16 protein-coding genes are annotated in these 23189 nt (G+C 54.0%); 14 read left to right on the top strand and 2 right to left on the bottom strand.

Features of this window, described 5'->3' with window-relative positions:
* The first annotated feature begins 45 nt into the window (after positions 1 to 45).
* The 3 genes from ACLBVC_RS10575 (at position 46) to ACLBVC_RS10585 (ending at position 4180) form a co-directional block, all read left to right on the top strand.
* Positions 46 to 1623 carry an ABC transporter substrate-binding protein gene (locus ACLBVC_RS10575; protein ID WP_410149551.1) on the top strand — a complete coding sequence of 526 codons (1578 nt, stop codon included), beginning with the start codon at positions 46 to 48 and terminating at the stop codon, positions 1621 to 1623.
* A 132-nt stretch (positions 1624 to 1755) separates the two neighbouring features.
* Positions 1756 to 2403: a DUF998 domain-containing protein gene (locus ACLBVC_RS10580; RefSeq protein WP_410149552.1), complete on the top strand. Its 648-nt coding sequence runs from the start codon at positions 1756 to 1758 to the stop codon at positions 2401 to 2403.
* Between the two features lie 73 nt (positions 2404 to 2476).
* On the top strand, positions 2477 to 4180 hold the full coding sequence (locus ACLBVC_RS10585; protein ID WP_410149553.1) for a chloride channel protein: 1704 nt from the start codon (positions 2477 to 2479) through the stop codon (positions 4178 to 4180).
* A gap of 12 nt (positions 4181 to 4192) precedes the next feature.
* Here the strand turns inward: ACLBVC_RS10585 and ACLBVC_RS10590 are convergent, their stop codons facing one another.
* Positions 4193 to 5212 (bottom strand): transporter, encoded by a 1020-nt coding sequence (locus ACLBVC_RS10590; RefSeq protein WP_410149554.1) that lies wholly within the window; start codon positions 5210 to 5212, stop codon positions 4193 to 4195.
* A gap of 510 nt (positions 5213 to 5722) precedes the next feature.
* On the opposite strand from ACLBVC_RS10590, the gene ACLBVC_RS10595 reads away from it, so the two are divergent.
* The 6 genes from ACLBVC_RS10595 to ACLBVC_RS10620 all read left to right on the top strand — a co-directional run bounded on the left by ACLBVC_RS10595 (position 5723) and on the right by ACLBVC_RS10620 (position 13806).
* Positions 5723 to 9499 carry a nitrate reductase subunit alpha gene (locus tag ACLBVC_RS10595; protein ID WP_410149555.1) on the top strand — a complete coding sequence of 1259 codons (3777 nt, stop codon included), beginning with the start codon at positions 5723 to 5725 and terminating at the stop codon, positions 9497 to 9499.
* Entirely contained in the window at positions 9496 to 11031 is a 1536-nt protein-coding gene (narH, locus tag ACLBVC_RS10600; protein WP_101076686.1) for a nitrate reductase subunit beta, read from the top strand. The genes ACLBVC_RS10595 and narH overlap by 4 nt, the downstream gene beginning before the upstream one ends.
* Entirely contained in the window at positions 11031 to 11753 is a 723-nt protein-coding gene (gene narJ / locus ACLBVC_RS10605) for a nitrate reductase molybdenum cofactor assembly chaperone (RefSeq protein ID WP_410149556.1), read from the top strand. The genes narH and narJ overlap by 1 nt, the downstream gene beginning before the upstream one ends.
* Positions 11750 to 12430: a respiratory nitrate reductase subunit gamma gene (gene narI / locus ACLBVC_RS10610; protein ID WP_410149557.1), complete on the top strand. Its 681-nt coding sequence runs from the start codon at positions 11750 to 11752 to the stop codon at positions 12428 to 12430. Before narJ ends, narI begins: the two co-directional genes overlap by 4 nt.
* Before the next feature lie 95 nt (positions 12431 to 12525).
* Positions 12526 to 12765, top strand: coding sequence for a hypothetical protein (locus ACLBVC_RS10615; protein WP_410149558.1), 240 nt, complete (start codon positions 12526 to 12528; stop codon positions 12763 to 12765).
* A 168-nt stretch (positions 12766 to 12933) separates the two neighbouring features.
* Complete coding sequence (locus ACLBVC_RS10620; RefSeq protein WP_410149559.1) at positions 12934 to 13806, top strand: D-amino-acid transaminase; 873 nt, start codon at positions 12934 to 12936, stop codon at positions 13804 to 13806.
* 715 nt (positions 13807 to 14521) lie between these two features.
* Here the strand turns inward: ACLBVC_RS10620 and ACLBVC_RS10625 are convergent.
* Positions 14522 to 15226, bottom strand: coding sequence for a DUF2461 domain-containing protein (locus tag ACLBVC_RS10625; protein WP_410149560.1), 705 nt, complete (start codon positions 15224 to 15226; stop codon positions 14522 to 14524).
* Positions 15227 to 15431: 205 nt separating this feature from the next.
* On the opposite strand from ACLBVC_RS10625, the gene ACLBVC_RS10630 reads away from it, so the two are divergent.
* The 5 genes from ACLBVC_RS10630 (at position 15432) to ACLBVC_RS10650 (ending at position 23166) form a co-directional block, all read left to right on the top strand.
* Entirely contained in the window at positions 15432 to 17144 is a 1713-nt protein-coding gene (locus ACLBVC_RS10630) for an ABC transporter ATP-binding protein (protein ID WP_410149561.1), read from the top strand.
* 770 nt (positions 17145 to 17914) lie between these two features.
* The gene (locus ACLBVC_RS10635; protein ID WP_410149562.1) at positions 17915 to 18997 is read left to right on the top strand and encodes a porin; all 1083 of its coding nucleotides are present in this window, start codon (positions 17915 to 17917) and stop codon (positions 18995 to 18997) included.
* Between the two features lie 285 nt (positions 18998 to 19282).
* A complete protein-coding gene (gene dgcN / locus ACLBVC_RS10640; protein ID WP_410149563.1) occupies positions 19283 to 20293 on the top strand; it encodes an N-acetyltransferase DgcN in 1011 nt (336 codons plus the stop codon).
* Positions 20293 to 21258, top strand: coding sequence for an N-acetyl-D-Glu racemase DgcA (gene dgcA / locus ACLBVC_RS10645; RefSeq protein ID WP_410149564.1), 966 nt, complete (start codon positions 20293 to 20295; stop codon positions 21256 to 21258). The genes dgcN and dgcA overlap by 1 nt, the downstream gene beginning before the upstream one ends.
* Positions 21259 to 21288: 30 nt before the next feature.
* Positions 21289 to 23166 (top strand): ABC transporter ATP-binding protein, encoded by a 1878-nt coding sequence (locus ACLBVC_RS10650; RefSeq protein ID WP_410149565.1) that lies wholly within the window; start codon positions 21289 to 21291, stop codon positions 23164 to 23166.
* The last annotated feature ends 23 nt before the right edge of the window (positions 23167 to 23189 follow it).

Consider the following 23189-nt stretch of genomic DNA (forward strand, 5'->3'; position numbering starts at 1 on the left):
TACACTCGAAAAAAACTGTCTTTTCACCTGTGGAGATCGACCTCAATGAAAGTACGTGTTCCTTCCCTGTTATTCCTGCTGATGATGGCCGTGACCCGCGTGGACGCGGCGACGCCAAAAGATACGCTGGTCGTTGCGGGTTCGCTTGAAGGCATTATCAGCCTCGATCCGGCGGAAAGTTTTGAAACCGTCAGCTCCGGCAATCTGGTTAACCTTTATCAGCAACTGGTGCAGTCCGACCGGCAGCATCCCGATAAGCTCGACCCGGATGCCGCTGCCAGCTGGCAGCCGGGGCCGGACGCGCACAGTCTGATCTTCACCCTCAAGCCTGGCCAGAAATTTTCCAGCGGCAATCCGGTGACGGCCGACGATGTGATTTACTCGTTTACCCGCGTGGTGAAACTCAATAAAAGCCCGTCGTTTATTCTCGGTGAACTGGGCTGGACGCCGGATAACGTGGACGGCAATCTGAAAAAAATCGCGGACGACAAAGTGCAGCTTAGCTGGCCGGCCGATATCGGCAGCGGGCTGGTGCTGAGCATTCTGTCCGCGTCGGTCGCCGGGATTGTGGACAGCAAATTGCTCAAGGAGCACGTCGATCAGAATGATTTCGGCAACAGCTGGCTGCGTTCACGCTCTGCGGGCAGCGGCGCGTTTGAAGTGCGTAACTATGTGCCGCACGAAGCGCTGATCTTCAAACGTAACCCGAACGCCAAACCGCTGGCGAAGATTGAGAATGTGCTGTTTAAAAATGTGGGTGATCCGTCAACGCGTCGTCTGCTGGTGCTGAATGGCGATGCGGACGTGGCTTACGATTTGGGGGCGGATCAGTTCAGCTCGCTGCAAAAAGAAAAGGGCGTTCACGTGGCGCAATTCCCGGCGGCCAAAGTGTTCTATCTGGCGTTTAACGTTGGCGATACCACGCAACCGGCGCTGGCAAACCCTGCGCTGTGGGAAGCGGCGCGCTGGCTGGTCGATTATCAGGGGATTTCTACCGACCTGCTGAAAGGCCAGTACGGTATTCATCAGACTTTCCTGCCGGACGGTCTGGCGGGCGCGATTGACGACCAACCGTTTAAATACGATGTCGCCAAAGCCAAAGCGATTCTGAGTAAAGGCGGGATCGCACCGGGCACCAAAATCGATTTAATCGTGATCAACCAGCCTCCGTATTCTGATATCGCGCAGGCATTGCAGGCCAGCTTTGCCAAAGCGGATATCAATTTAGTGGTGCATCCGCTGGTGGAAAGTGACGTGCTGACCCGCATGCGTGCGCACAAATTCCAGTCGATCTTCACTTACTGGGGCGCGGATTATCTCGACCCGAACACCAATGCCAGCACCTTCGCTTATAACGTGCCAAACGGCCCGAAAACGCTGGCGCAACGTATTCAGTGGGTGATCCCGGAAATCAGCAAACAAACGCGTGCCGCAGCGGCGGAATCTGATCCGACCAAACGCAAAGCGCTGTACGCCGATTTACAACGCGAACTGCAAAAGAACTCGCCGTTTGTGGTGGCGCTGCAAAGCAAATTGCTGGTGGCCATCCGCGATAACGTGAAAGGCGCAAGCCAGAACGTGGCGGGCAGCCAGTTGTATCTGGATACCGTGACGAAGGAATAAGGGGGCCAAGGGGATAACACTGTTTGTTATCCCCGTTCAGCAGGATTTTAAGCACGCCATTCAGCGTTAAAAATGCTCAGCCTGAAATTATTTTGTCCTACTATTACGTCACGTCTCATCAATAAGATCTTCATGCAAACTCAATCTCAATGGCAAAAAACCGGTGCAATGTGCTTCGCCCTCGGCGGTATTCTGTATTTACTGGCGGAAAAAATCAGTTCCACGGGCTGGCGGGATCCTTCCTACTCTTATCTGCATAATTACATCAGCGATTTGGGCATTGCCTCGTGTGGCATGACGCCAGACGGCCGCGACATTTGCTCACCGCTGCATAACGTGATGAACGCCGGTTTCGCAGCCGAAGGCATTTTGTTCTTTATAGCTTGCTGGCTGCTACGCCCGTTATTCAGCGGTCGGGGTCGCAACCTATTTCTCTTATCTGGCTTGCTGCACGGTATTGGTGGCGTGCTGATTGCACTGTTCCACAGCGGTGGCAGTACGGGCGGCGTGACGGTTCATCAGGCGGGCGCAGTAATGGCGATAGCGGGCGGTAATGTGTGTTTGCTGTCGGCGGGCTGGATGAAACGTCGCCGCACAGGATGGGGGGCATTTTCACTTTTCAGCCTGATTTTGGGCTGTCTCGGGCTGGTCAGCATGGTGACAATCTCGTTCGACATTCTGCCCACCGGCTTTATCGAACGGATGTCCGTTTATCCCATCACGCTTTGGCAGATATTCACCGGACTTTGGATCCTGACGTTCAGAACGCAACGCGCGTAAAAACCGAAAATTTCGCGGTTTTGTTGTAAATTGATACTCTTACCTACGCCAACGTTCAGACCACTGAGACCTTATGAGCCTGAAAGCCCTCAATCTTGAATCCCTGCAAAAGAGCGACCTGATTAATTTGCTGATTGCCATTCCCGCCGGGATTGTCGCCGCGCTGGTCACTATTGCGTTTCGTGGGGCGATTTCCGGCATCAACGGTCTGATGTTTACCGACGGCAGCGATATCACCAAAGCGTTCAGCGAATACCCGCGAATAGTCTGGCCGGTGATCACTACGGCGGGCGGCGTGATTGCCGGATTCATTTTACTGTGGGCGCTGCGCCACGAAAGCAAGCACGGCAAGATGCCGGATTATCTCGATGTGATTGACCGGCGTTTGCCGGGGATCCCGGTGGTCAGCACGCTGCTGCGCGGGCTCTCGTCGCTGGCGAGTATTGCCAGCGGCGGATCTATCGGGCGTGAAGGCGCGATGGTGCAGCTTTCGGCGCTGAGCGGCAGTCTGCTCGGGCGATTCTCGCGTTTTCAGGGTGTTCATCAGTCCGACATTATTGCCATGGCCGCCGCGGGTGGGCTGGCTGCGGTGTATCACGCGCCTTTCGCGGGTGCGTTGTTTGTTGCCGAAATCGCGTTTGGCGTAACTGCCGTTCAGCGGCTGATCCCGCTGTTTATTTCCGCGTCGGTGGCGGTGCTGACCGTGCGTTCCCTGACCGATTACGCACCGCTTTATCTGTATTCTTCCGTGTCGTTCAGCCCGTCGTTTGGCGCGATTTTCACGGTGCTGTTTATCGGCGTGGCGACGGGCATTCTCGGGCCGTTATTCATTTCATCCATCGATAAAGTCCGTGACTGGATGAAACCCATTTCCCATCCGGCATTGCGTCTCGGGCTGGGTGGTCTGGGCGTCGGGCTGGTGGCGATGATCTCGCCGCTGGTGCTGGGCAACGGATTTGAGGTGATTGATCTCATCCTCAATGACGGCAATTTGCAGACATCGCTTTGGGTCTTGCTGGTGCTGAAAATTGTGGCCACGGCGATCACCATCGGTTCCGGTGCGGTCGGCGGTTTGTTTACGCCGTCACTGCTGATCGGCGCGGCGGGCGGGGCGCTGGTGTGTACTTTTCTGCAATGGCTGGGGTTTGATCCCGGTCCGGTCGGGTTGTATGCCGCCATCGGCATGAGCGCGCTGCTGGCGGCGACCAGCCACGCACCGCTGATGTCGATCATGATGGCGTTTGAAATGACGCTCAACAGCTCGCTGTTATTCCCGCTGATGCTGGCAACGGCGATTTCATATGTGGTCGCGTCACGGCTGAAAGTGGGCGGAACCTATCCGGTACTGACGCGGCATAACGCGCGTTTTGCCGCCAAAAATGCCTTTGAATACAGCACGGTGGCTTCGCTGATTACACCGTGCTCAAAAATGTACGTCGATGCCACGTTATCGGAAGTGGTGAGTGAAGGGCTGAAACAGCGCACGCGGTATGTCTACGTGGTGGACAGAGAGGAGCGTTTCCTCGGCGTAGTGCCGACCAACGTGGTCGCCAGCGGAATTATTGACGGCAGCCTGAAATCCGGCAGTGCGATCGACCCGTTTATCGAGCAGGAATTTACCACGCTCTTTCAGCACGCCAGCTACGAACAGGCCTGGGCGATGTTCAGCAATTCGCCGCTCGAACGTCTGCCGGTGCTGGAAAACGCCGAATCACGCCGCTTGCTGGGCGTGATTACCAAAGCCGCCTTGCTTAATAAAGCCAAAGACTTCCTGTAACCGCGCCATCAGCTAACCGTCGTCGCGGCGTTTAAACGCGTACCAGCCCGCCAGCAGGGTGAACAACCCGACAATCACCACCAGCAGGATAAATCCGTGGTGATTGCTGGCGAGCGGAATTCCCCCTACGTTCATGCCGAAAAATCCTGCCACAATGTTGATGGGCAGTGCCAGTACGGTAATGACGGTCAGGACGTAGAGCGTCCGGTTGCTTTGTTCCATCTGCCGCGAAGTGATCTCTTCCTGAAGCAGGCGGATACGTTCGGTCAGCGCAATCAGATCATTGAGTACTACAGAAAACTCTTCGGCAAACTGACGTAAATCCTGCACCACGCCGGGCGCAATCCAGGCCGGAGGGCGGTTGAGCAGGCGGAAAAGCGCCGTCGGTTCCGGGGCGAGTAAACGCTGGAAACGCAAAAGCATCCGCCGTAAACGCCCTAAATTGGCGCGGTTCTTTTTGACGTGATGGCTCAGCAGGCGCTCTTCGATGGTGTCCACGTACTGATTGGCGCGGCGCACGATTTGTTCCAGCAAATCTTCCTGTTCTTCCAGCAGATGCACCAGCAGCGCGGTCGGCGAACCGATATTCAGCGTTTCCAGCCGTTTAAACAGACGCTCGATGAGCCTCACCGGTTTATGCCGCGCCGTCACCACCAGTTGCTGGTGGCAACTGAGCCACAGCGTCGAAGATTCATCGCTGGTCTCGTTGGGGTGAAAAATGACATCGTTGAGCACGGCGAGCAGAGTGTCATCGAGTCGCTCAATGCGCGTACTGCGTGACCCTTCGCGGATTTCTTCAAAGAAAACCTCGCCGACGGCGAAGTGTTTTTTCAGCCATTTTTCTGACATGGCGTGGTTGAGATTGACGTGGATCCAGACAAATCCTTTGTCGTGACAGATTTCCTGATAGGCCTCCTGCACCTGTTTGGATGAAACGCGTTCGGGTTGCCTGTCGGGGCGAAAAACGAAGCCGTAAATCATACCGGTCACTTCATCGTTGAAATTAAGTACGGCGGGTTTTTCTGTCTGCATGAAGAGATTCTGGTGGCTAAAAACAGGTGTCCCCATTACGCCAGCAATCCGGATAAATACAATAACCGGAATGCTAATTTCACAATTCTGTCATATTTCCCGCGCCTTACCCCCAATTTTCCAGCCCGGCCTCAAAGTTGACTGATTTCTCAAAGTTATTACTTTTATTTATTAATAATCAATCAATTATACAAAAATCGAAAGGTACCTCTTTGGGGGTATTTATCGCTGTATAAATATTTACATGACGGCGGGGCGTTGATCGCAATCAAGTAGCGCACTCCCGCGCGTGAATACCCTGAGCCTACATTTTCCCTTTGTACTTGAAATAGCAGCGGCGTTAGCGGCACTCAGTCACCCGAATCACTGACTTATGTCAGCTCATCGGGATTCATTCGTTTGCTGCCTTGCTGCAATTCCAATTACTTCGGGCTACGAGCAATGAAGTTGTATTCCCCGCCATTCACATAATGACAAAGCGCCTCAGGCCTTTGCACAGGAGAGTCCCGGATGAGCAAGTTTCTTGACCGGTTTCGCTATTTCAAACAGTTAGCTGAACCTTTCGCTGACGGCCACGGCCAGACGCTGAATACCAATCGTGACTGGGAAGATGGCTACCGCAGCCGCTGGCAGCACGACAAAGTGGTCCGTTCCACGCACGGTGTTAACTGCACCGGTTCATGCAGCTGGAAGATTTACGTCAAAAACGGTCTGGTCACCTGGGAAACCCAGCAGACCGATTACCCGCGAACCCGCCCGGACCTCCCGAACCACGAACCGCGTGGCTGCCCGCGCGGTGCCAGCTATTCCTGGTATCTCTACAGCGCCAACCGCCTGAAATATCCGCTGATGCGCAAAAAGCTGATTCAGCTGTGGCGCGAAGCCAAACTGACCTACAGCGATCCGGTGGATGCCTGGGGTTCGATCATTAATCAGCCTGAAAAAGCCAAAGAATACAAAGCGGCGCGCGGACGCGGCGGTTTTGTCCGTTCGAGCTGGCAGGAAGTGAATGAGCTGATTGCGGCGTCCAACGTTTACACCGCCAAAACCTTCGGGCCAGACCGTATAATCGGTTTCTCGCCAATTCCGGCGATGTCGATGGTGTCTTATGCGTCCGGCGCGCGTTATCTGTCGTTGATTGGCGGCGTGTGTCTGAGCTTCTACGACTGGTATTGCGATTTGCCACCGGCTTCGCCGATGACCTGGGGCGAACAGACCGACGTGCCGGAATCCGCTGACTGGTACAACTCTTCTTATATTATTGCCTGGGGTTCCAACGTTCCGCAGACCCGTACGCCGGACGCCCACTTCTTCACCGAAGTGCGCTACAAAGGCACCAAAACGGTGGCGATCACCCCGGACTACGCTGAAATCGCTAAGCTGTGCGACCAGTGGCTGGCACCAAAACAAGGCACCGACAGCGCGCTGGCGCTGGCAATGGGTCATGTGATCCTCAAATCCTTCCACGTTGACGCACCCAGTCAGTATTTCACCGACTACGTGCGCCGTTACACCGACATGCCGATGCTGGTCATGCTCGAACCGCGCGAAGACGGCTCTTATGCCGCAGGCCGTATGCTGCGTGCGTCCGATCTGGTGGACAACCTCGGGCAGGAAAACAACCCGCAGTGGAAAACCATCGCCTTTGATGAAAACACCGGTGAACTGGTTTCTCCGCTGGGTTCCATCGGTTACCGCTGGGGCGAAAAAGGCCAGTGGAATCTGGAATCACGCGAAGGTAAAGATCATAAAGATGTCAGCCTGCAACTGAGCCTGCTGGATAATCACGATGAAGTCGTGAACGTCGGTTATCCGTATTTTGGCGGCGCCGTCAGCGAACATTTCAACAGCGTGGCGCTGGATGAAATTCTGATGCACAAATTGCCGGTCAAACGCCTGCAACTGGCCGACGGCACCACCGGTCTGGTGGCGAGCGTGTATGACCTGACGCTGGCGAACTACGGCATCGAACGTGGCCTGAATGATGAAAACTGCGCGCAAAGCTTTGACGAAATCAAAGCCTACACGCCAGCCTGGGCCGAAAAAATCACCGGCGTTTCGCAGCAAAACATCGTGCGTATCGCTAACGAATTCGCCGATAACGCCAACAAAACGCACGGTCGTTCGATGATCATCGTGGGTGCCGGGATGAACCACTGGTATCACCTCGACATGAACTATCGCGGCCTGATCAACATGCTGATCTTCTGCGGTTGCGTTGGTCAGAGCGGTGGCGGCTGGGCTCACTACGTCGGTCAGGAAAAACTGCGTCCGCAAACCGGCTGGCAGCCGCTGGCGTTTGGCCTCGACTGGCAGCGTCCGCCACGCCACATGAACAGCACCTCGTTCTTCTATAACCACTCCAGCCAGTGGCGTTATGAAACCGTCGCGCCGCAGGAACTGTTGTCCCCGCTGGCAGATAAATCCAAATTCACCGGCAGCATGATTGATTTCAACGTGCGCGCCGAGCGTATGGGTTGGTTACCGTCTGCGCCGCAGCTTAACGTTAATCCGCTGCACATTGCGGAACAGGCGAAAGCCGCCGGTCAGTCTCCGGCAGATTTCACCGTCGCAGCCCTGAAAGACGGCAGCGTGCGTTTCGCCGCAGAACAACCGGACAATCCGCAGAACTTCCCGCGCAACCTGTTCGTCTGGCGCTCTAACCTGCTGGGTTCCTCAGGTAAAGGTCACGAGTACATGCTGAAATATCTGCTGGGCACCGAACACGGTATTCAGGGAGAAGATTTGGGCATTCAGGGCGGCGTGATGCCGGAAGAAGTCGAATGGCAGGCGCAGGGCGGTGAAGGAAAACTGGATCTGGTGGTGACACTCGATTTCCGTATGTCCAGCACCTGTCTGTATTCCGACATCGTTCTGCCGACCGCAACCTGGTACGAAAAAGACGACATGAATACCTCGGATATGCATCCGTTTATTCATCCGCTGTCTGCTGCTGTTGATCCTGCGTGGGATTCCAAAAGTGACTGGGAAATCTACAAAGGCATCGCCAAAGAGTTCTCACGGGTTTGCGTCGGGCATTTGGGCGTGGAAACCGACGTGGTCACGCTGCCAATCCAGCACGATTCTGCTGCCGAACTGGCGCAGCCGCTGGGCGTGGAAGACTGGAAGAAAGGCGAATGCGACCTGATCCCGGGACGCACCGCGCCGCATCTGATGACCGTTGAACGCGATTACCCGAATACGTACGAACGTTTCACCTCAGTCGGGCCCTTGTTGGAAAAACTCGGTAACGGCGGTAAAGGCATCAGCTGGAACACCGACAGCGAAGTCGAGTTGCTGAAAAAGCTGAACTACACCAAGGCTGATGGCGCAGCGAAAGGGCGTCCATGCATCGAAACGGCCATCGACGCTGCCGAAGTGATCCTGACGCTGGCACCGGAAACCAACGGTCAGGTTGCCGTGAAAGCCTGGGCGGCGCTGAGTGCCAACACGGGCCGTGACCACACGCATCTGGCGCTGAATAAAGAAGACGAGAAAATCCGTTTCCGCGATATTCAGGCTCAGCCGCGCAAAATCATCTCCAGCCCGACCTGGTCTGGTCTGGAAGACGAACACGTTTCTTACAACGCCTGTTACACCAACGTGCATGAGCTGATCCCGTGGCGCACGCTGTCCGGCCGTCAGCAAATTTATCAGGATCACGAATGGATGCGTGCTTTCGGTGAAAGCCTGCTGGTTTACCGTCCGCCAATCGACACCCGCGCGGCGCAGCCGTTGCTGAATGCGAAACCGAACGGTAACCCGGAAATGGCGCTGAACTTCCTGACGCCGCACCAGAAATGGGGCATTCACTCCACCTACAGCGACAACCTGCTGATGCTGACCTTAGGTCGCGGCGGCCCGATTGTCTGGCTCAGTGAAGACGATGCGACAAAACTGGGTATCGAAGACAACGACTGGATTGAAGCTTTCAACGCCAACGGCTCACTGAGCGCCCGTGCGGTGGTCAGCCAGCGCGTACCGGCGGGGATGACCATGATGTATCACGCGCAGGAACGTATCGTGAACATTCCGGGCTCCGAAATCAGCCAGCAGCGCGGCGGTATTCACAACTCAGTGACCCGCGTTTGTCCGAAACCGACGCACATGATCGGCGGTTACGCGCAGCTGTCTTACGGTTTCAACTATTACGGCACCGTCGGTTCTAACCGCGATGAGTTCGTAATTGTCCGCAAAATGAACCGCATCGACTGGTTAGACGATGAAGGCAACGATTACGTGCAGGCAGCAGTACTCCCTAAAAAAAGTCAGGAGAAAGCCAAATGAAAATTCGTTCACAAGTCGGCATGGTGCTGAACCTCGACAAATGCATTGGCTGCCACACCTGTTCTGTAACCTGTAAAAACGTCTGGACCAGCCGCGAAGGGATGGAATACGCGTGGTTCAATAACGTCGAAACCAAACCGGGCCTGGGTTATCCGCACGACTGGGAAAATCAGGAAAAATGGAAGGGCGGCTGGATCCGTAAAATCAACGGCAAATTGCAGCCGCGTATGGGCAACAAAGCCAACCTGCTGCATAAAATTTTCGCCAACCCGCATATGCCGGAAATTGACGATTATTACGAACCGTTTGATTTCGATTATCAGCATCTGCACACCGCGAAAGACGGTAAACATCAGCCGGTGGCGCGTCCGCGCTCCCTGCTGACCGGAAAACGCATGAAGAAAATTGTCGGCGGCCCGAACTGGGAAGATGATTTAGGCACCGAGTTCAGCAAGCGTTCTGCCGACCAGAACTTTGCCAACATGCAGAAAGAAATGTACGGCGAGTTTGAAAACACCTTCATGGCGTACCTGCCACGCTTGTGTGAACACTGCCTGAACCCGGCGTGTGTGGCGACCTGTCCGAGTGGCGCGATTTATAAACGTGGCGAAGACGGCATTGTGCTGATTGATCAGGACAAATGCCGCGGCTGGCGTATGTGCCTGACTGGCTGCCCGTACAAAAAAATCTACTTCAACTGGAAAAGCGGCAAATCAGAAAAATGTATTTTCTGTTATCCGCGTATTGAAGCTGGCCAGCCAACGGTCTGTTCCGAAACCTGCGTAGGCCGCATCCGCTACCTCGGCGTGGTGTTGTATGACGCCGACCGTATTGCAGAAGCTGCATCGGTAGAAAACGAGAAAGATCTGTACGAAAGCCAGATGAGCATCTTCCTGGATCCGAACGATCCGGAAGTGATCGCGCAGGCTGAGATCGACGGCATTCCGCTGTCCGTAATGGACGCCGCGCGTCAGTCGCCGGTTTACAAAATGGCGATTGAATGGAAGCTGGCGCTGCCTCTGCACCCGGAATACCGCACACTGCCGATGGTCTGGTATGTGCCGCCACTGTCACCGATTCAGTCTGCCGCCGACGCGGGTGCATTACCGCACAGCGGCGTGTTGCCGGACGTCGAAAGTCTGCGTATTCCGGTGGAATATCTGGCGAATCTGCTGACCGCGGGCGATACCGCGCCGGTGCTGCGCGCCCTGAAACGTATGCTGGCGATGCGTCATTTCAAACGAGCAGAAAGCGTGGAAGGCGTGGTGGATACCAGCGCGCTGGAGCAGGTCGGGCTGACGGCTGCCCAGGCGGAAGAAATGTACCGCTATCTGGCCATTGCTAACTACGAAGACCGTTTCGTTGTGCCATCGAGCCACCGCGAACAGGCGCGCGAAGCGTTCCCGGAAGCGAAGGGCTGTGGTTTCAGCTTTGGTGACGGTTGCCACGGCAGCGATACCAAATTCAACCTGTTTAACAGCAAACGCATCGATGCCATCGACATTGGCGCGAAAACCGAAAGGAAAGGCTAATGAACAGTTTACGACTGATTGGCTTATTGCTGGATTACCCGTCGGAAGATCTCTGGACGCACAAGATGGAACTGCTTGAAGCCGTGACCACCTCTGCGGAACTGAGTGCCGAACAGCGCCTGGATCTGGCGCTGTACATCACGGATTTCTGCCAGAAAGATTTACTCGACGCACAGTCGGCGTACACCGGTTTGTTTGACCGTGGGCGCGCCACCTCGCTGCTGCTGTTTGAACACGTTCACGGCGAATCCCGTGACCGCGGGCAGGCCATGGTCGATCTGATGGGGCAGTACCGTGAAGCCGGTCTTGAAATCGACAGCCGCGAGCTGCCGGATTACCTGCCGCTTTATCTGGAATATCTGACCACGCGTGACGAACAGGAAGCCCGTAGCGGCCTGCGTGACATCGCGCCGATCCTGGCGCTGCTGAGCGCCCGTTTGCAGGAACGCGACAGCCATTATGCGGAGTTGTTTGATCTGCTGCTGGCGCTGTCCGGCACCGACATCGCCACAGAAAACGTGCGCGAAGGGATTAAACAGGAAGCGCGTGACGACACTCCGGCTGCGCTGGATGCGGTCTGGGAAGAAGAGCAAATAAAATTCCTCGGCGAGCAAAGCTGTGCGGGCGGTGAAGAAGCTGCGCGCCAGAAACGTTTTGCCGGTGCTGTCGCACCGCAGTATCTGAACCTTGATGACACGAATGCGGGGGAACCACGCAAATGACTGACTTCCTCAACAACTTTTTCTTCAATATCTACCCGTACCTGTGCGGCACGGTCTTTCTGGTCGGCAGCTGGCTGCGCTATGACTACGGTCAGTACAGCTGGCGCGCGGGCTCCAGCCAGTTGCTGGAGAAAAAAACCTTACGCATCGCTTCACCGCTGTTCCACGTCGGCATTCTCGGTATTATTGCCGGCCACGCCTTCGGGATGCTGACGCCGCACTGGATGTACGAATCCTTCCTGCCGGTGCCGGTGAAACAGCAAATGGCGATGTTTGCCGGTGGCGCGTGCGGCGTGCTGACGTTAGTCGGCGGCGGCATGCTGCTCTGGCGTCGTCTGACTAACGAGCGCGTGCGTGCAACCTCTAGCTTTGGCGACATCATGATCATCGCACTGCTTGTGATTCAGTGCGCGCTCGGCCTTGGCACCATTCCGTTCTCCGCCCAGCATATGGACGGCAGCGAAATGATGAAACTGGTTGGCTGGGCGCAATCGGTGGTGACGTTCCACGGCGACGCGGCGGCGCACCTGGACGGCGTGGCGTTTATTTTCCGTGTGCATCTGGTGCTGGGAATGACGTTATTCCTGCTGTTCCCGTTCTGCCGTCTGGTGCATATCTGGAGCGCGCCGGTGGAATATCTCACCCGTCGCTACCAGCTGGTTCGCAACCGCCGCTGAAAATCGGCTGAAGTTGTGAACAGTGTGTTTTGACATAAAAATCAGGGGCGCTATTATGCGCCCTTATCTTTATTTTACTGCTCAAGGACGCACTGATGGCCACTCCAAGACAACCTATGACTGTCGCCCGTCGTTTATTACGCAACAGCCTGATTTTGCTGGTAATCGGCATTGTCGCTACGCTTCACGGCCTGATCGTTGGCAGCCCTGAAACCCCGCCGGGGGAAATGGCACCTCAGCTTATGCTCGGTATCTGGTTTATTTTTATGGGTGCGGTGATGGCGCTGATCAGCTGGCTGGTCATCCGTAATAAAAAGAAGAAAGGTCAGCTCTGACCGTCTGGAAATTCTCACGAAAAGCGCTCAACGGAGCGCTTTTTTTATGTGCCGGGAGCCAGAAACCTGCGTTACGTCAACATCGCCCGCTCAGTTTTCACGCAGTTTATTCCTGTGACTCAGGTAAGCTAATAAAAATCCTATTTCAATTTGGCCAGGAAAAATAACATGACCAGAACGGTATACCTCAACGGGGAGTTTGTTGCCGAGCAGGATGCAAAGGTGTCGGTTTTTGACCGCGGTTTCTTATTTGCGGATGCGGTGTATGAAGTGAGTGCCGTTCTGAACGGTCGCTTACTGGATAACGCCGCCCATCTGGCCCGGCTGGCGCGTTCGTGTCAGTCGTTGGGGCTGCGGTTGCCTTGTGCGCTGGGGGAAATTGAGATCCTGCAAAACCGCCTTATTACCGAAAACAATTTGCGCGAAGGTGCGGTTTATCTGCAAATTAGCCGGGGCAACAGCGGCGACCGCGACTTTGATTTTCCCGGTGAAAAGGTCAGCCCGACGTTCCTGATGTTCACACAGGCCCGTCCGCTGATTGATCATCCGAAATCCAAAACCGGCATCCGCATGGTTTCCGTGGATGATATCCGCTGGCAGCGTCGCGACATCAAAACCGTCGGTCTGTTAGCGCCGTGCCTTGCTAAAGAATACGCGCATAAACATGATGCGGACGACGCGCTGCTCGTTGAGAACGGCCTGATCACTGAAGCCAGTTCCAGCAATGCCTGGATCGTCGATGCCGATGGCACGCTGATCACCCGACCGCTGAGTACGCACATCCTGCACGGGATCACGCGTCAGGCGCTGCTCGAACTGGCGAAACAAAACGATCTGCGATTCGAAGAACGTCCGTTCACGCTGGAAGAGGCGCAGAATGCGCGGGAAATTTTCATCAGTTCCGCCACAACCTTTATCTGGCCGGTGGTGAGCCTGAACGGGAAAGCGGTCGGGGATGGGAAACCGGGGGTGATGACCGGGAAATTGCGGGAGATATATGTGGCGAAGGCGGTTGAGGCAACCGGGGGAGTTGGGAGTTAAATTCAACTTCAACGTCAACTTCAACGTCAACGTCAACGTCAAGGTCGTGGGCGTCGGCCCACACCGACCAAAGACCCGGTAACGCGCGGGTCTCTGGACTCTGCGCTTTTTTAACTGCCCGCTCCGCTCGCTGGCACTGTTTCAGTGGCTACCGTTAGTGCCGCAAACGCCGCCGCTGCGCGGTTCTCTCGCCTCGGGTTCGAACCTGCTCGAAAAAAAACTCTCGCTGTTTCTCACTCCTCACTCGACGTCGTTTTGAAAGCGGCCAGAAGCTTTCTAGTTCGCAACCTTACTGCTGATTGTTTTTTAAAAAATGCTGCTAAATTTGGATAAGCCTCCAGCCGCTTTCAGAAAGCTTGCTGAATGAGTGTTTCGAGACCGAAAGGCTCGAAGACCGAAATGAAGGTACCGCGCAGCGGCAAGTTTTCGCGGCAATAATTGCGGCTTCTGAAACAGTGCCAGAGAGCGATAGCGCGCAGTGAAAAAAGCGTGGGAGATCAAAGAGGGAGGCGCTTTCCTCCCTCTTTGGCGGTTTGGGCGCGAAAAGCCATGTGATCACCGCTCGTGAGAAACCGAAATTTTCTCGATCCCGATTAAGCCCTCACGGCGAGTGAAAAACCGAAATTTTCTTGATCCCGATTAAGCCCTCACGGCGAGTGAAAAACCGAAATTTTCTCAATCCGTTGGGCCCGTTTGGGCGGCGAGCCCATGAACATCACTCTTCCCCCAACGGCAGTTGATTCCTCTTCATTCCTTCGATCCCGATCAGCATCTGATACAACGGCGCTATGCGCAAAAAATCAGCCCTTAAAATCCCCACCAGTTCACTGCTCAAAACCGGCTCCATATCCCTGTGGGAACTCATTAGCGCAAAGGATTTTTTGTTGTACCAGGCTGCTAGCGCCGGATCCTGATCTTTAATCAGCGGGCGTTTATAACTGTCGCCTTCGATGGTGAAATTCGGCTCGATGCATTTCGCGATTTTCAGAAACTCTGCGGGCTTTTTCAGAAGCTGCTGGCGGAAAAGATCCATCGTGGTTTTTGACGCGCTGTAATATCCCAGTCCGTACCGCCACCAGTCCTGACCGAATTCAAAGAAGTACACCGGCGCATCGGTCCAGTTTTTGCGGGAGCGTTTGAAGGTCAGCCACAGATTGCAGCGGTAGATCGACTTATCGTGAGAGAAACGCGTATCGCGGTGCATTCTGGAAATGGTTTTGCCAATCGCCGGACGCGTTTCGAACAAATCGTCGATGATGACCATATCCTGACTTAAATCTTCGACCAGTTTGCGCATCGGTTCGAGAAGATGTTCATGATAAATGTCACGATTTTCTTCGAACCACTCTTTATTGTTGTTCTGGCGCAGCGCCTGCAGGAAGTTCAGGCCTGACTGTGTGAAACCGGTGAATTCTCCCATGACATCCCCTTATTCTGAAGCTAAAATGGCTTACTGTGTATTTAAACAGTATCCCCGATTTTTTTAACCAGATCAAAAGAGAATGCCGGTTTGCCTGTAATGCGTCTCACATGCAGGCACATAAAATTCTCTGATTGATAACAATTTTCATCTAGACTGGTCGCTTCGCCTTTACAGGTTGGTAATCTTAATTAGAGGATGCATGATGCTCCGCCGATTTTTCTCTTATTACGCGCCTTATAAAAAACTGTTCTTCCTCGACTTCGGGTGCGCGATCCTCGCCGGATTGCTGGAACTGGGTTTTCCGATGGCGATCAAAACTTTCATTGATAAGCTTCTGCCTGCACATGACTGGGTGCTGATCATCGGTGCAACGGTCGGCTTGCTGCTGATCTACCTGTTTAACACCGCGCTGATGGCGATTGTGAACTACTGGGGTCACGCGCTGGGCGTCGGGATTGAAACCGACATGCGCCGTCAGGCTTTCAGCCATTTACAGAAACTCTCTTTCCGTTATTACGACAATACCAAAACCGGCCACATCATTACGCATGTGACCAAAGATCTGGAAGAGGTTGGGGAAATCGCGCACCACGGGCCGGAAGACGTGTTTATTGCGGTGATGACCTTCATTGGTGCCTTTATTCTGATGGCTACCGTGCATATGCAACTGGCGCTGATGACCATCATTATTGTGCCCGCAATGACCTGGATGGTCAGCCGTTACGGGGCGCAAATGACAGAAACCTGGCGGCGCCTGTTCGGGCAGGTGGGGAATTTTAACGCCCGTATAGAAGAAAGCATCGGCGGTATCCGCGTGGTGAAAGCCTTCGCCAACGAAGAGCATGAGCAAAAACTGTTCGCGTATGACAACGATAAATACCGGACGACGAAGCTGAAAGCCTATCAGATCATGACCGCCAGCCTGACGCTGAGTTATCTGAGCACGCGTCTGGTCCAGCTGATCGTGATGGTCGCGGGCACCTGGTACGTGATTAATGACCAGCTGACTTACGGCGGCTTCGTGGGTTTCCTGCTGCTGGTGGAAGTGTTCTTCCGGCCGGTGGCGAAAATCAGCTCGGTTCTGGAAAGCTATCCGAAAGGCATTGCCGGTTTTAAACGCTTTACCCAACTGATCGATACCGCGCCGGATATCGTGGATCGCCCGCGCGCGCAGGTCGTCAGCCATCTGCGCGGCGATATTCACTATGATAATGTGGTGTTCGGTTACACATCCGCCAGCAAGATTCTGAACGGGATTACGCTCTCGATTAATGCCGGTGAAACGCTGGCGTTTGTCGGCCCGTCCGGTGCGGGGAAAACCACGCTGTGCTCACTGTTGCCCCGTTTCTATGAAATTGACAGCGGCAGTATCACCATCGATGGCATTGATATCCGTGATATGACGCAAACCTCGCTGCGCCACAACATCGGTATAGTGCAGCAGGATGTCTTCCTGTTTGGCGGCACAATCCGCGAGAACATTGCTTATGGAAAACTGGATGCCACCGAAGAAGAAATCCGTCTCGCCGCCAGCCGTGCGCGTCTGGATGATGTGATTGACGCGCTGCCGCTGGGAATGGACACGGTCATTGGTGAGCGGGGCGTTAAACTGTCCGGCGGTCAGAAACAGCGGCTTTCCATTGCCCGTATTTTCCTCAAGAATCCGCCGATCCTGATCCTTGATGAAGCGACTTCTGCACTGGATACCGCAACCGAACAGGCTATTCAGCAATCGCTGGCTGAGCTGTCTGAAGGACGAACCACGCTGGTCATTGCTCACCGTCTGGCGACGATCCAGAATGCCGACCGTATTATCGTGGTCGACAAAGAAGGCATCGTCGAGCAGGGGACACACGACTCTCTGCTGGCCCTTCAGGGACGTTACGCACAACTTCACGCCGCACAGTTTCGTTAATATTCGGCACCCTCCTCAATACTGAGGAGGGTTGAAGGATTCATCAGCCACTTTCTGCTTTAAAAACCTGAAAATTCTTCCCCGTCTGAGACAACTTTTTTCTCAGTAAATCTGCATCCGGAAATTACAAAGCCCGTTTTGAATAAATAAAATACAATTCGGATAAGCTTAAATACGGATTATTGTTCAATCTAGTCACCCACGAAATTATTTTTGGATTAAATTTTGGTTTATTTTACTCAGGTCTTCTATTAAAAATCCGAAGCCGGGCGAAATTGCGTAGTACAAAAATCTTATGGTCGCATTTTCTATTTATTTGCTAATGAACTTATCATCGAAATGATTATCCTGCTATGCACTATTAAAAGGCGTTACGCTTTTTCCTACCGTGAATTCATTAACGATTGTTAACAGATAAAAACCGTTTGAGAAAGGTGATCCCGCTTGCAACTGCTTTACAAAAGCTAACCTCAGATGCACCAAAATAATGCATGGCACCATTATGGTGCAAAACGTTATGCGAAAACCGCATATAATCAGGGGGTTAGAGACTTATGATTGAAATAATTTATTACAACTCTTTACGCAAAAAAGACTTACCGAGGCGAACTTTTCCATTTTAACTTTTCGTGCTCAGTGTTAAGGTTCAAATCGTTTTACAGACAGACGCATTTAAATACATGTACAAATACTCACAGCCTGATATTCCCGATACTTAAAAGAAAGCGGGCATGAGAAATCCTTTATAAAAAATCAAGGAAACTTAAATAATGATGAAGCGCAGTGTGCTGGCCTTAGCGGTCTCTTTAATTGCAGTGGGTTCTACCGCAAATGCAGCCGAAATTTATAACAAAGATGGCAATAAACTGGACCTTTACGGTCGCGTAACCGCTAAGCATTATTTTTCTGATGACACCGGTTCAGACGGCGACAAAACTTATGCGCGTCTGGGCTTTAAGGGTGAAACACAAATTAACGACACATTGACCGGTTATGGTCAGTGGGAATACAACATTCAGGCTAACCACGCTGAATCTCAGGGTGATTTGGGCAACAAAACTCGTCTGGGCTTTGCAGGTCTGAAAATTAAAGACTTCGGTTCAATCGACTACGGCCGTAACTACGGTGTGGTTTACGACGCACTGGGCTTCACGGACATGCTGCCAGAGTTCGGTGGTGATACCGCTAACTCCGATAACTTCATGGTTGGTCGTTCGAATGCCCTCGCTACTTACCGTAACCAGGACTTCTTCGGTCTGGTCACCGGTCTGAACGTAGCTTTGCAATATCAGGCTAAGAACGAAAACGACGGTCGTACTGCGTCTAAAGCGAATGGCGACGGTTACGGTGCGTCTATCGACTATGAAGATATCGCAGGTTCAGGTATCGGTGCAGTTATCGCGGGTTCTTCTTCTGACCGCACTAATGCACAAACTAACGGCACTTACGGCAAAGGCGACAAAGCTTCTGCATGGGCAACTGGCCTGAAATATGACGCACACCAGGTTTACCTGGCGGCAATGTACAACGAAACCCGCAACGAAGCGCCAATCACTGTTAACGGCACCAGCGGTTTCGCGAACAAAACTCAGGGTTACGAGTTTGTTGCACAGTACCAGTTCGAAAACGGTCTGCGTCCTTCAATCGGTTATGTTCAGTCTAAAGCGAAAGACGTTGAAAACGGCATTGGCGATCAGGATCTGGTCAAATATGTTGAAATCGGTGCGACTTACTACTTCAACAAAAACATGTACACCTATGTTGACTACGAGATCAACCTGATCGATGACAACAACAAACTGGGCGTGAGCTCTGATGATGTTGTGGCTGTTGCGCTGACTTACCGCTTCTAAGTTAGTGGAAGAAATTATTACCCCATTCTGTGTCTGAAAAAGGTAATCGCAAAGGCAGAGTTCATTGGCTCTGCCTTTTTTTATTGTTGTTTTTCTCTGAATTCTCCATCCTCACGACTTTTCTCTCCATCTCAAATAATCCATCCAATTCAATGCACTAGAACCTATAGCCTGAGGTTATACCCCAGCGCTAAACAAGTATTCGCCGGGTGATGACGCCCGTGGAATAGTGACTTCCGGCCTGACTTAAAACACATTCTAAAATTCATTTCCGGAGAAACTGACATGCAGCAAATACCCAAGCCTTACCTGTTATTCCTGGGCGATGTGATGGATCCGCTGGCGGCGAAAACGGCGCGTGGTATACACGTCTGGCGTCCCGAAGCCTGCGTCGGGCAAATTCGTCTGGCGACGGACTCTGTCTCCCTCGGGCTGCCGGATCTGGATATCGACACAGCGGTCGCGCAGGGCGCAAAAACCATGGTGCTGGGCACGGCGAATTCAGGCGGAAAATTACCGGCGCACTGGCTTGATTCCATCAAAGCGGCGATCCGCGCCGGGCTGAACGTCGCCAACGGCCTGCATCAGGGGCTGAACGATATTCCTGAGCTGGTGAAACTGGCTGCCGAGCATAACGTGCAACTGTTCGATGTTCGCCATATGCAACCTGAGCTGGATACCGGCACCGGTAAGAAGCGCAGCGGCAAACGTATTCTGACCGTCGGCACGGACTGTTCCGTCGGCAAGATGTATACCTCGCTGGCGCTGGAATCTGCTATGCGTGAACTGGATTTAAACGCGGATTTCCGTGCTACCGGGCAAACCGGCGTGCTGGTGGCTGGTGCCGGGATCGCGATTGATGCCGTGATTGCTGACTTTATCTCCGGCGCAGTTGAGGCGCTGGCACCCGCCAACGACGACGATCACTGGGACATCATTGAAGGGCAGGGTTCGCTTTATCATCCGTCGTTTGCAGGCGTCAGCATGGGCCTGATCCACGGCGCGCAGGCACATTTGCTGGTGATGTGTCATGAACTTGGCCGTCCGCATATGCGCCATCTGCCGCATCAGTTTATGCCGACGCTGCGCCAGTGCCTGGATACCAATCTGGCGGCGGCCAGCCTCACCAGTCCGGACGTCAGAATTGCCGGTTTCTCGCTGAACACCTCTGCCGTGAGTGAAGAAGAAGCCAAGATCGCGCTGGCCAAAATCAGTGAAGAATTCGGCGTTCCGGCGACCGATCCGGTGCGTTTCGGTATCAAAAATATCGCGCAATGGATCAGGGATAACGGCTGATGACTCAGATGACTTTCCTGTCAGCCGAACTGCCGCTGGCGAAGCCTTTTGCGATCTCACGCGGGACACGTACCGCGGTGACGGTGGTGCGTGTGATCCTGACGGACGGGGAGTTTACCGCAACCGGCGAATGCACGCCCACTGCGCATTATCAGGAATCCCCGCAAAGCGTTTGCGAACAGCTGGACTTGATCCGCCCGCTGGTTGAAGAGGGGCTGACCCGTGAAGCGTTGCAGGAAGTGATGCCGATCGGTTCGGCGCGCAATGCCCTCGACTGTGCAATGTGGCGTCTCGATGCGGCAAAACAGGGCAAAACCTTGTGGCAACTGCTTGATATGCCGAAACCTGTTTCGGTGATTACCGCAGAAACCCTGAGTCTGGATTCTCTGGAAAACATGGCGAAAGCGGCCGGAATTGCCGTGGCCGGCGGCGCGCAGTTGCTGAAAATCAAACTCGATCGCGAGCAGATTATTGAGAAAGTGGCGGCTATCCGCGCGGCGGCTCCGCTGGCGACGCTGGTCGTGGATGCCAACGAAGCCTGGCAGGGTTTAGATCTCGGCAGCCTGTTTCAGGCTCTGCACGAATTTAACGTGGCGATGATTGAACAACCGCTTCCGGCAGGCAATGACAACGATCTGGTGCGTTGTTTGCATCCCATTCCTGTCTGCGCCGACGAAAGCTGTCACGAACTTTCGGATATCGCCGGTCTGCGCGACCGTTACGAGATGATCAACATCAAGCTTGATAAGTGCGGTGGACTGACCGAAGCCCTGGCGATGACTGAAGAAGCCCGGCGTCTGGGGTTGCGGATCATGGTTGGCTGTATGCTCGGTTCTTCGATTGCCATGGAAGCCGCGCTGCCAGTGGCGGTTCAGGCTGAACGTGTCGATCTTGATGGCCCGATCTGGCTGGCGCAGGACGCCGAACCGGCATTGCGCTACGAGAATGGCGAAGTCTGGCTCTGATTTTTAACTGCTATATAAAGGAGACGTTTTTTGATTAATGAACAGCCATCGCCAATCTTGCAGATTAACGATTTGTCGGTCACGTTTTCCGGCCGTCAGGGCAAAACTCAGGCGCTGAAGGGCGTTTCCTTTTCTATTAATAAAGGTGAAGTCGTCGCCGTGGTCGGCGAAAGCGGCTCCGGTAAGTCCGTCACGTCGCTCAGCGTGATGGGCCTGCTGCCGGATTCCGCCCATATAAACGGCGGGAGTATTAATTTTTTCGGGCGCGACGGCACACGCCACACGCTCAATTCCCTTTCGGCAGAATCGCGGCGCAAACTGCGTGGCCGCGAAATGTCGATGATTTTTCAGGAGCCGATGACGTCGCTGAACCCGGTGTTGCGGGTCGGCGATCAGCTTACGGAAGGGTTGATTGATCACGGGATGGCGACCAAAGCCAATGCACTGAACAAAGCCCGCGAACTGCTTAAACAGGTGCGTATCCCCGACGTTGAACGCATTCTCAAATGTTATCCCCACGAACTTTCCGGTGGTATGCGTCAGCGCGTCATGATTGCGCAAGCGCTGGCCTGCGATCCGGCATTGCTGATTGCCGACGAGCCTACCACTGCGCTCGATGTCACCGTACAGGCGCGCATTCTGCAAATCCTGCGTGACCTGCAACAGGGCACCGACATGTCTGTTCTCTTTATTACGCATGACATGGGCGTGGTCGCCGAAATTGCCGACCGCGTGGTGGTGATGTATCAGGGCAACGTGGTGGAACAGGGCAGCGTGACCGAAATTTTTGCCCATGCGCAGCACCCTTATACCCGCGCGCTGCTGGCGGCCGTGCCGAAACTGGGCGACATGCAGGGGCTCAAATGGCCACGCCGTTTTCCGCTCCTCAGCGCGGCTAAAAATGGCGTAAATAAGCAATCGATTGCAGGTGATGAATCTCACATTTCAGCCGCCGACGGCGATCAGAAAACCGCGAATTACGACGCACCGCCGCTGCTGGATGTACGCGGGCTGCGGGTCTGCTATCCGATACGTTCCGGCGTGTTGTCGCGTGTGACCAAAGAAGTTCACGCCGTTGAGCAAATTGATTTTTCAATATGGCCGGGCGAAACGCTGGCGCTGGTCGGAGAAAGTGGCTGCGGAAAATCCACCACCGGGCGCGCGATTTTGCGTCTTGTCGGCAGCGAATCTGAAAGCATTCATCTGGAAGGCAAAGAAATCACGCTGATGCGCGACACGCCGTTTCAGGCCGTCCGCCGTCAGATTCAGATGGTATTTCAGGATCCGTATGCATCGCTGAACCCGCGTCTGACCGTTGGTTTTTCTATTGCGGAACCTTTATTACTGCACGGCCTGAAAAAATCACTGGCAGATGCCACGCCGGTGGTGAATCAGCTGCTGAAAAGCGTCGGGCTGGATCCTTCTTTTGCGCGCCGCTATCCCCACGAATTCTCCGGCGGCCAGCGGCAGCGTATTGCCATCGCACGCGCCATGGCGTTGCAGCCGCAGGTGATTATTGCTGATGAAGCGGTGTCGGCGCTGGATGTTTCTATTCAGGCGCAGGTGGTGAATTTGATGATGGATTTACAGCGTGACACCGGTTTGGCGTGGCTGTTTATCTCGCACGATATGGCGGTGGTGGAACGCATCGCCAACCGGGTCGCGGTGATGTACAGCGGGCAGATTGTGGAAATTGGTCCGCGAGATGCTGTGTTTAGTAATCCTCAACATTCTTACACCCGTCGCCTGCTCAGTTCGGTGCCGGTGGCGGATCCGACGCAGCGGGCGTTGCGCAATTTTGATGATGTGGAAGTGAAATCGCCGGTGCATCCGGCCGGTGTACAGATAGAAAAACTCAGGTACAGCCAGGTTTCGCCGCACCACTGGGTGGCTGAACAACAGGCATAACGTTTATTTTTTTCTTTTTTGGA

It is taken from the genome of Rahnella selenatireducens (genome assembly GCF_046449555.1).
Taxonomy (GTDB): domain Bacteria; phylum Pseudomonadota; class Gammaproteobacteria; order Enterobacterales; family Enterobacteriaceae; genus Rahnella; species Rahnella selenatireducens.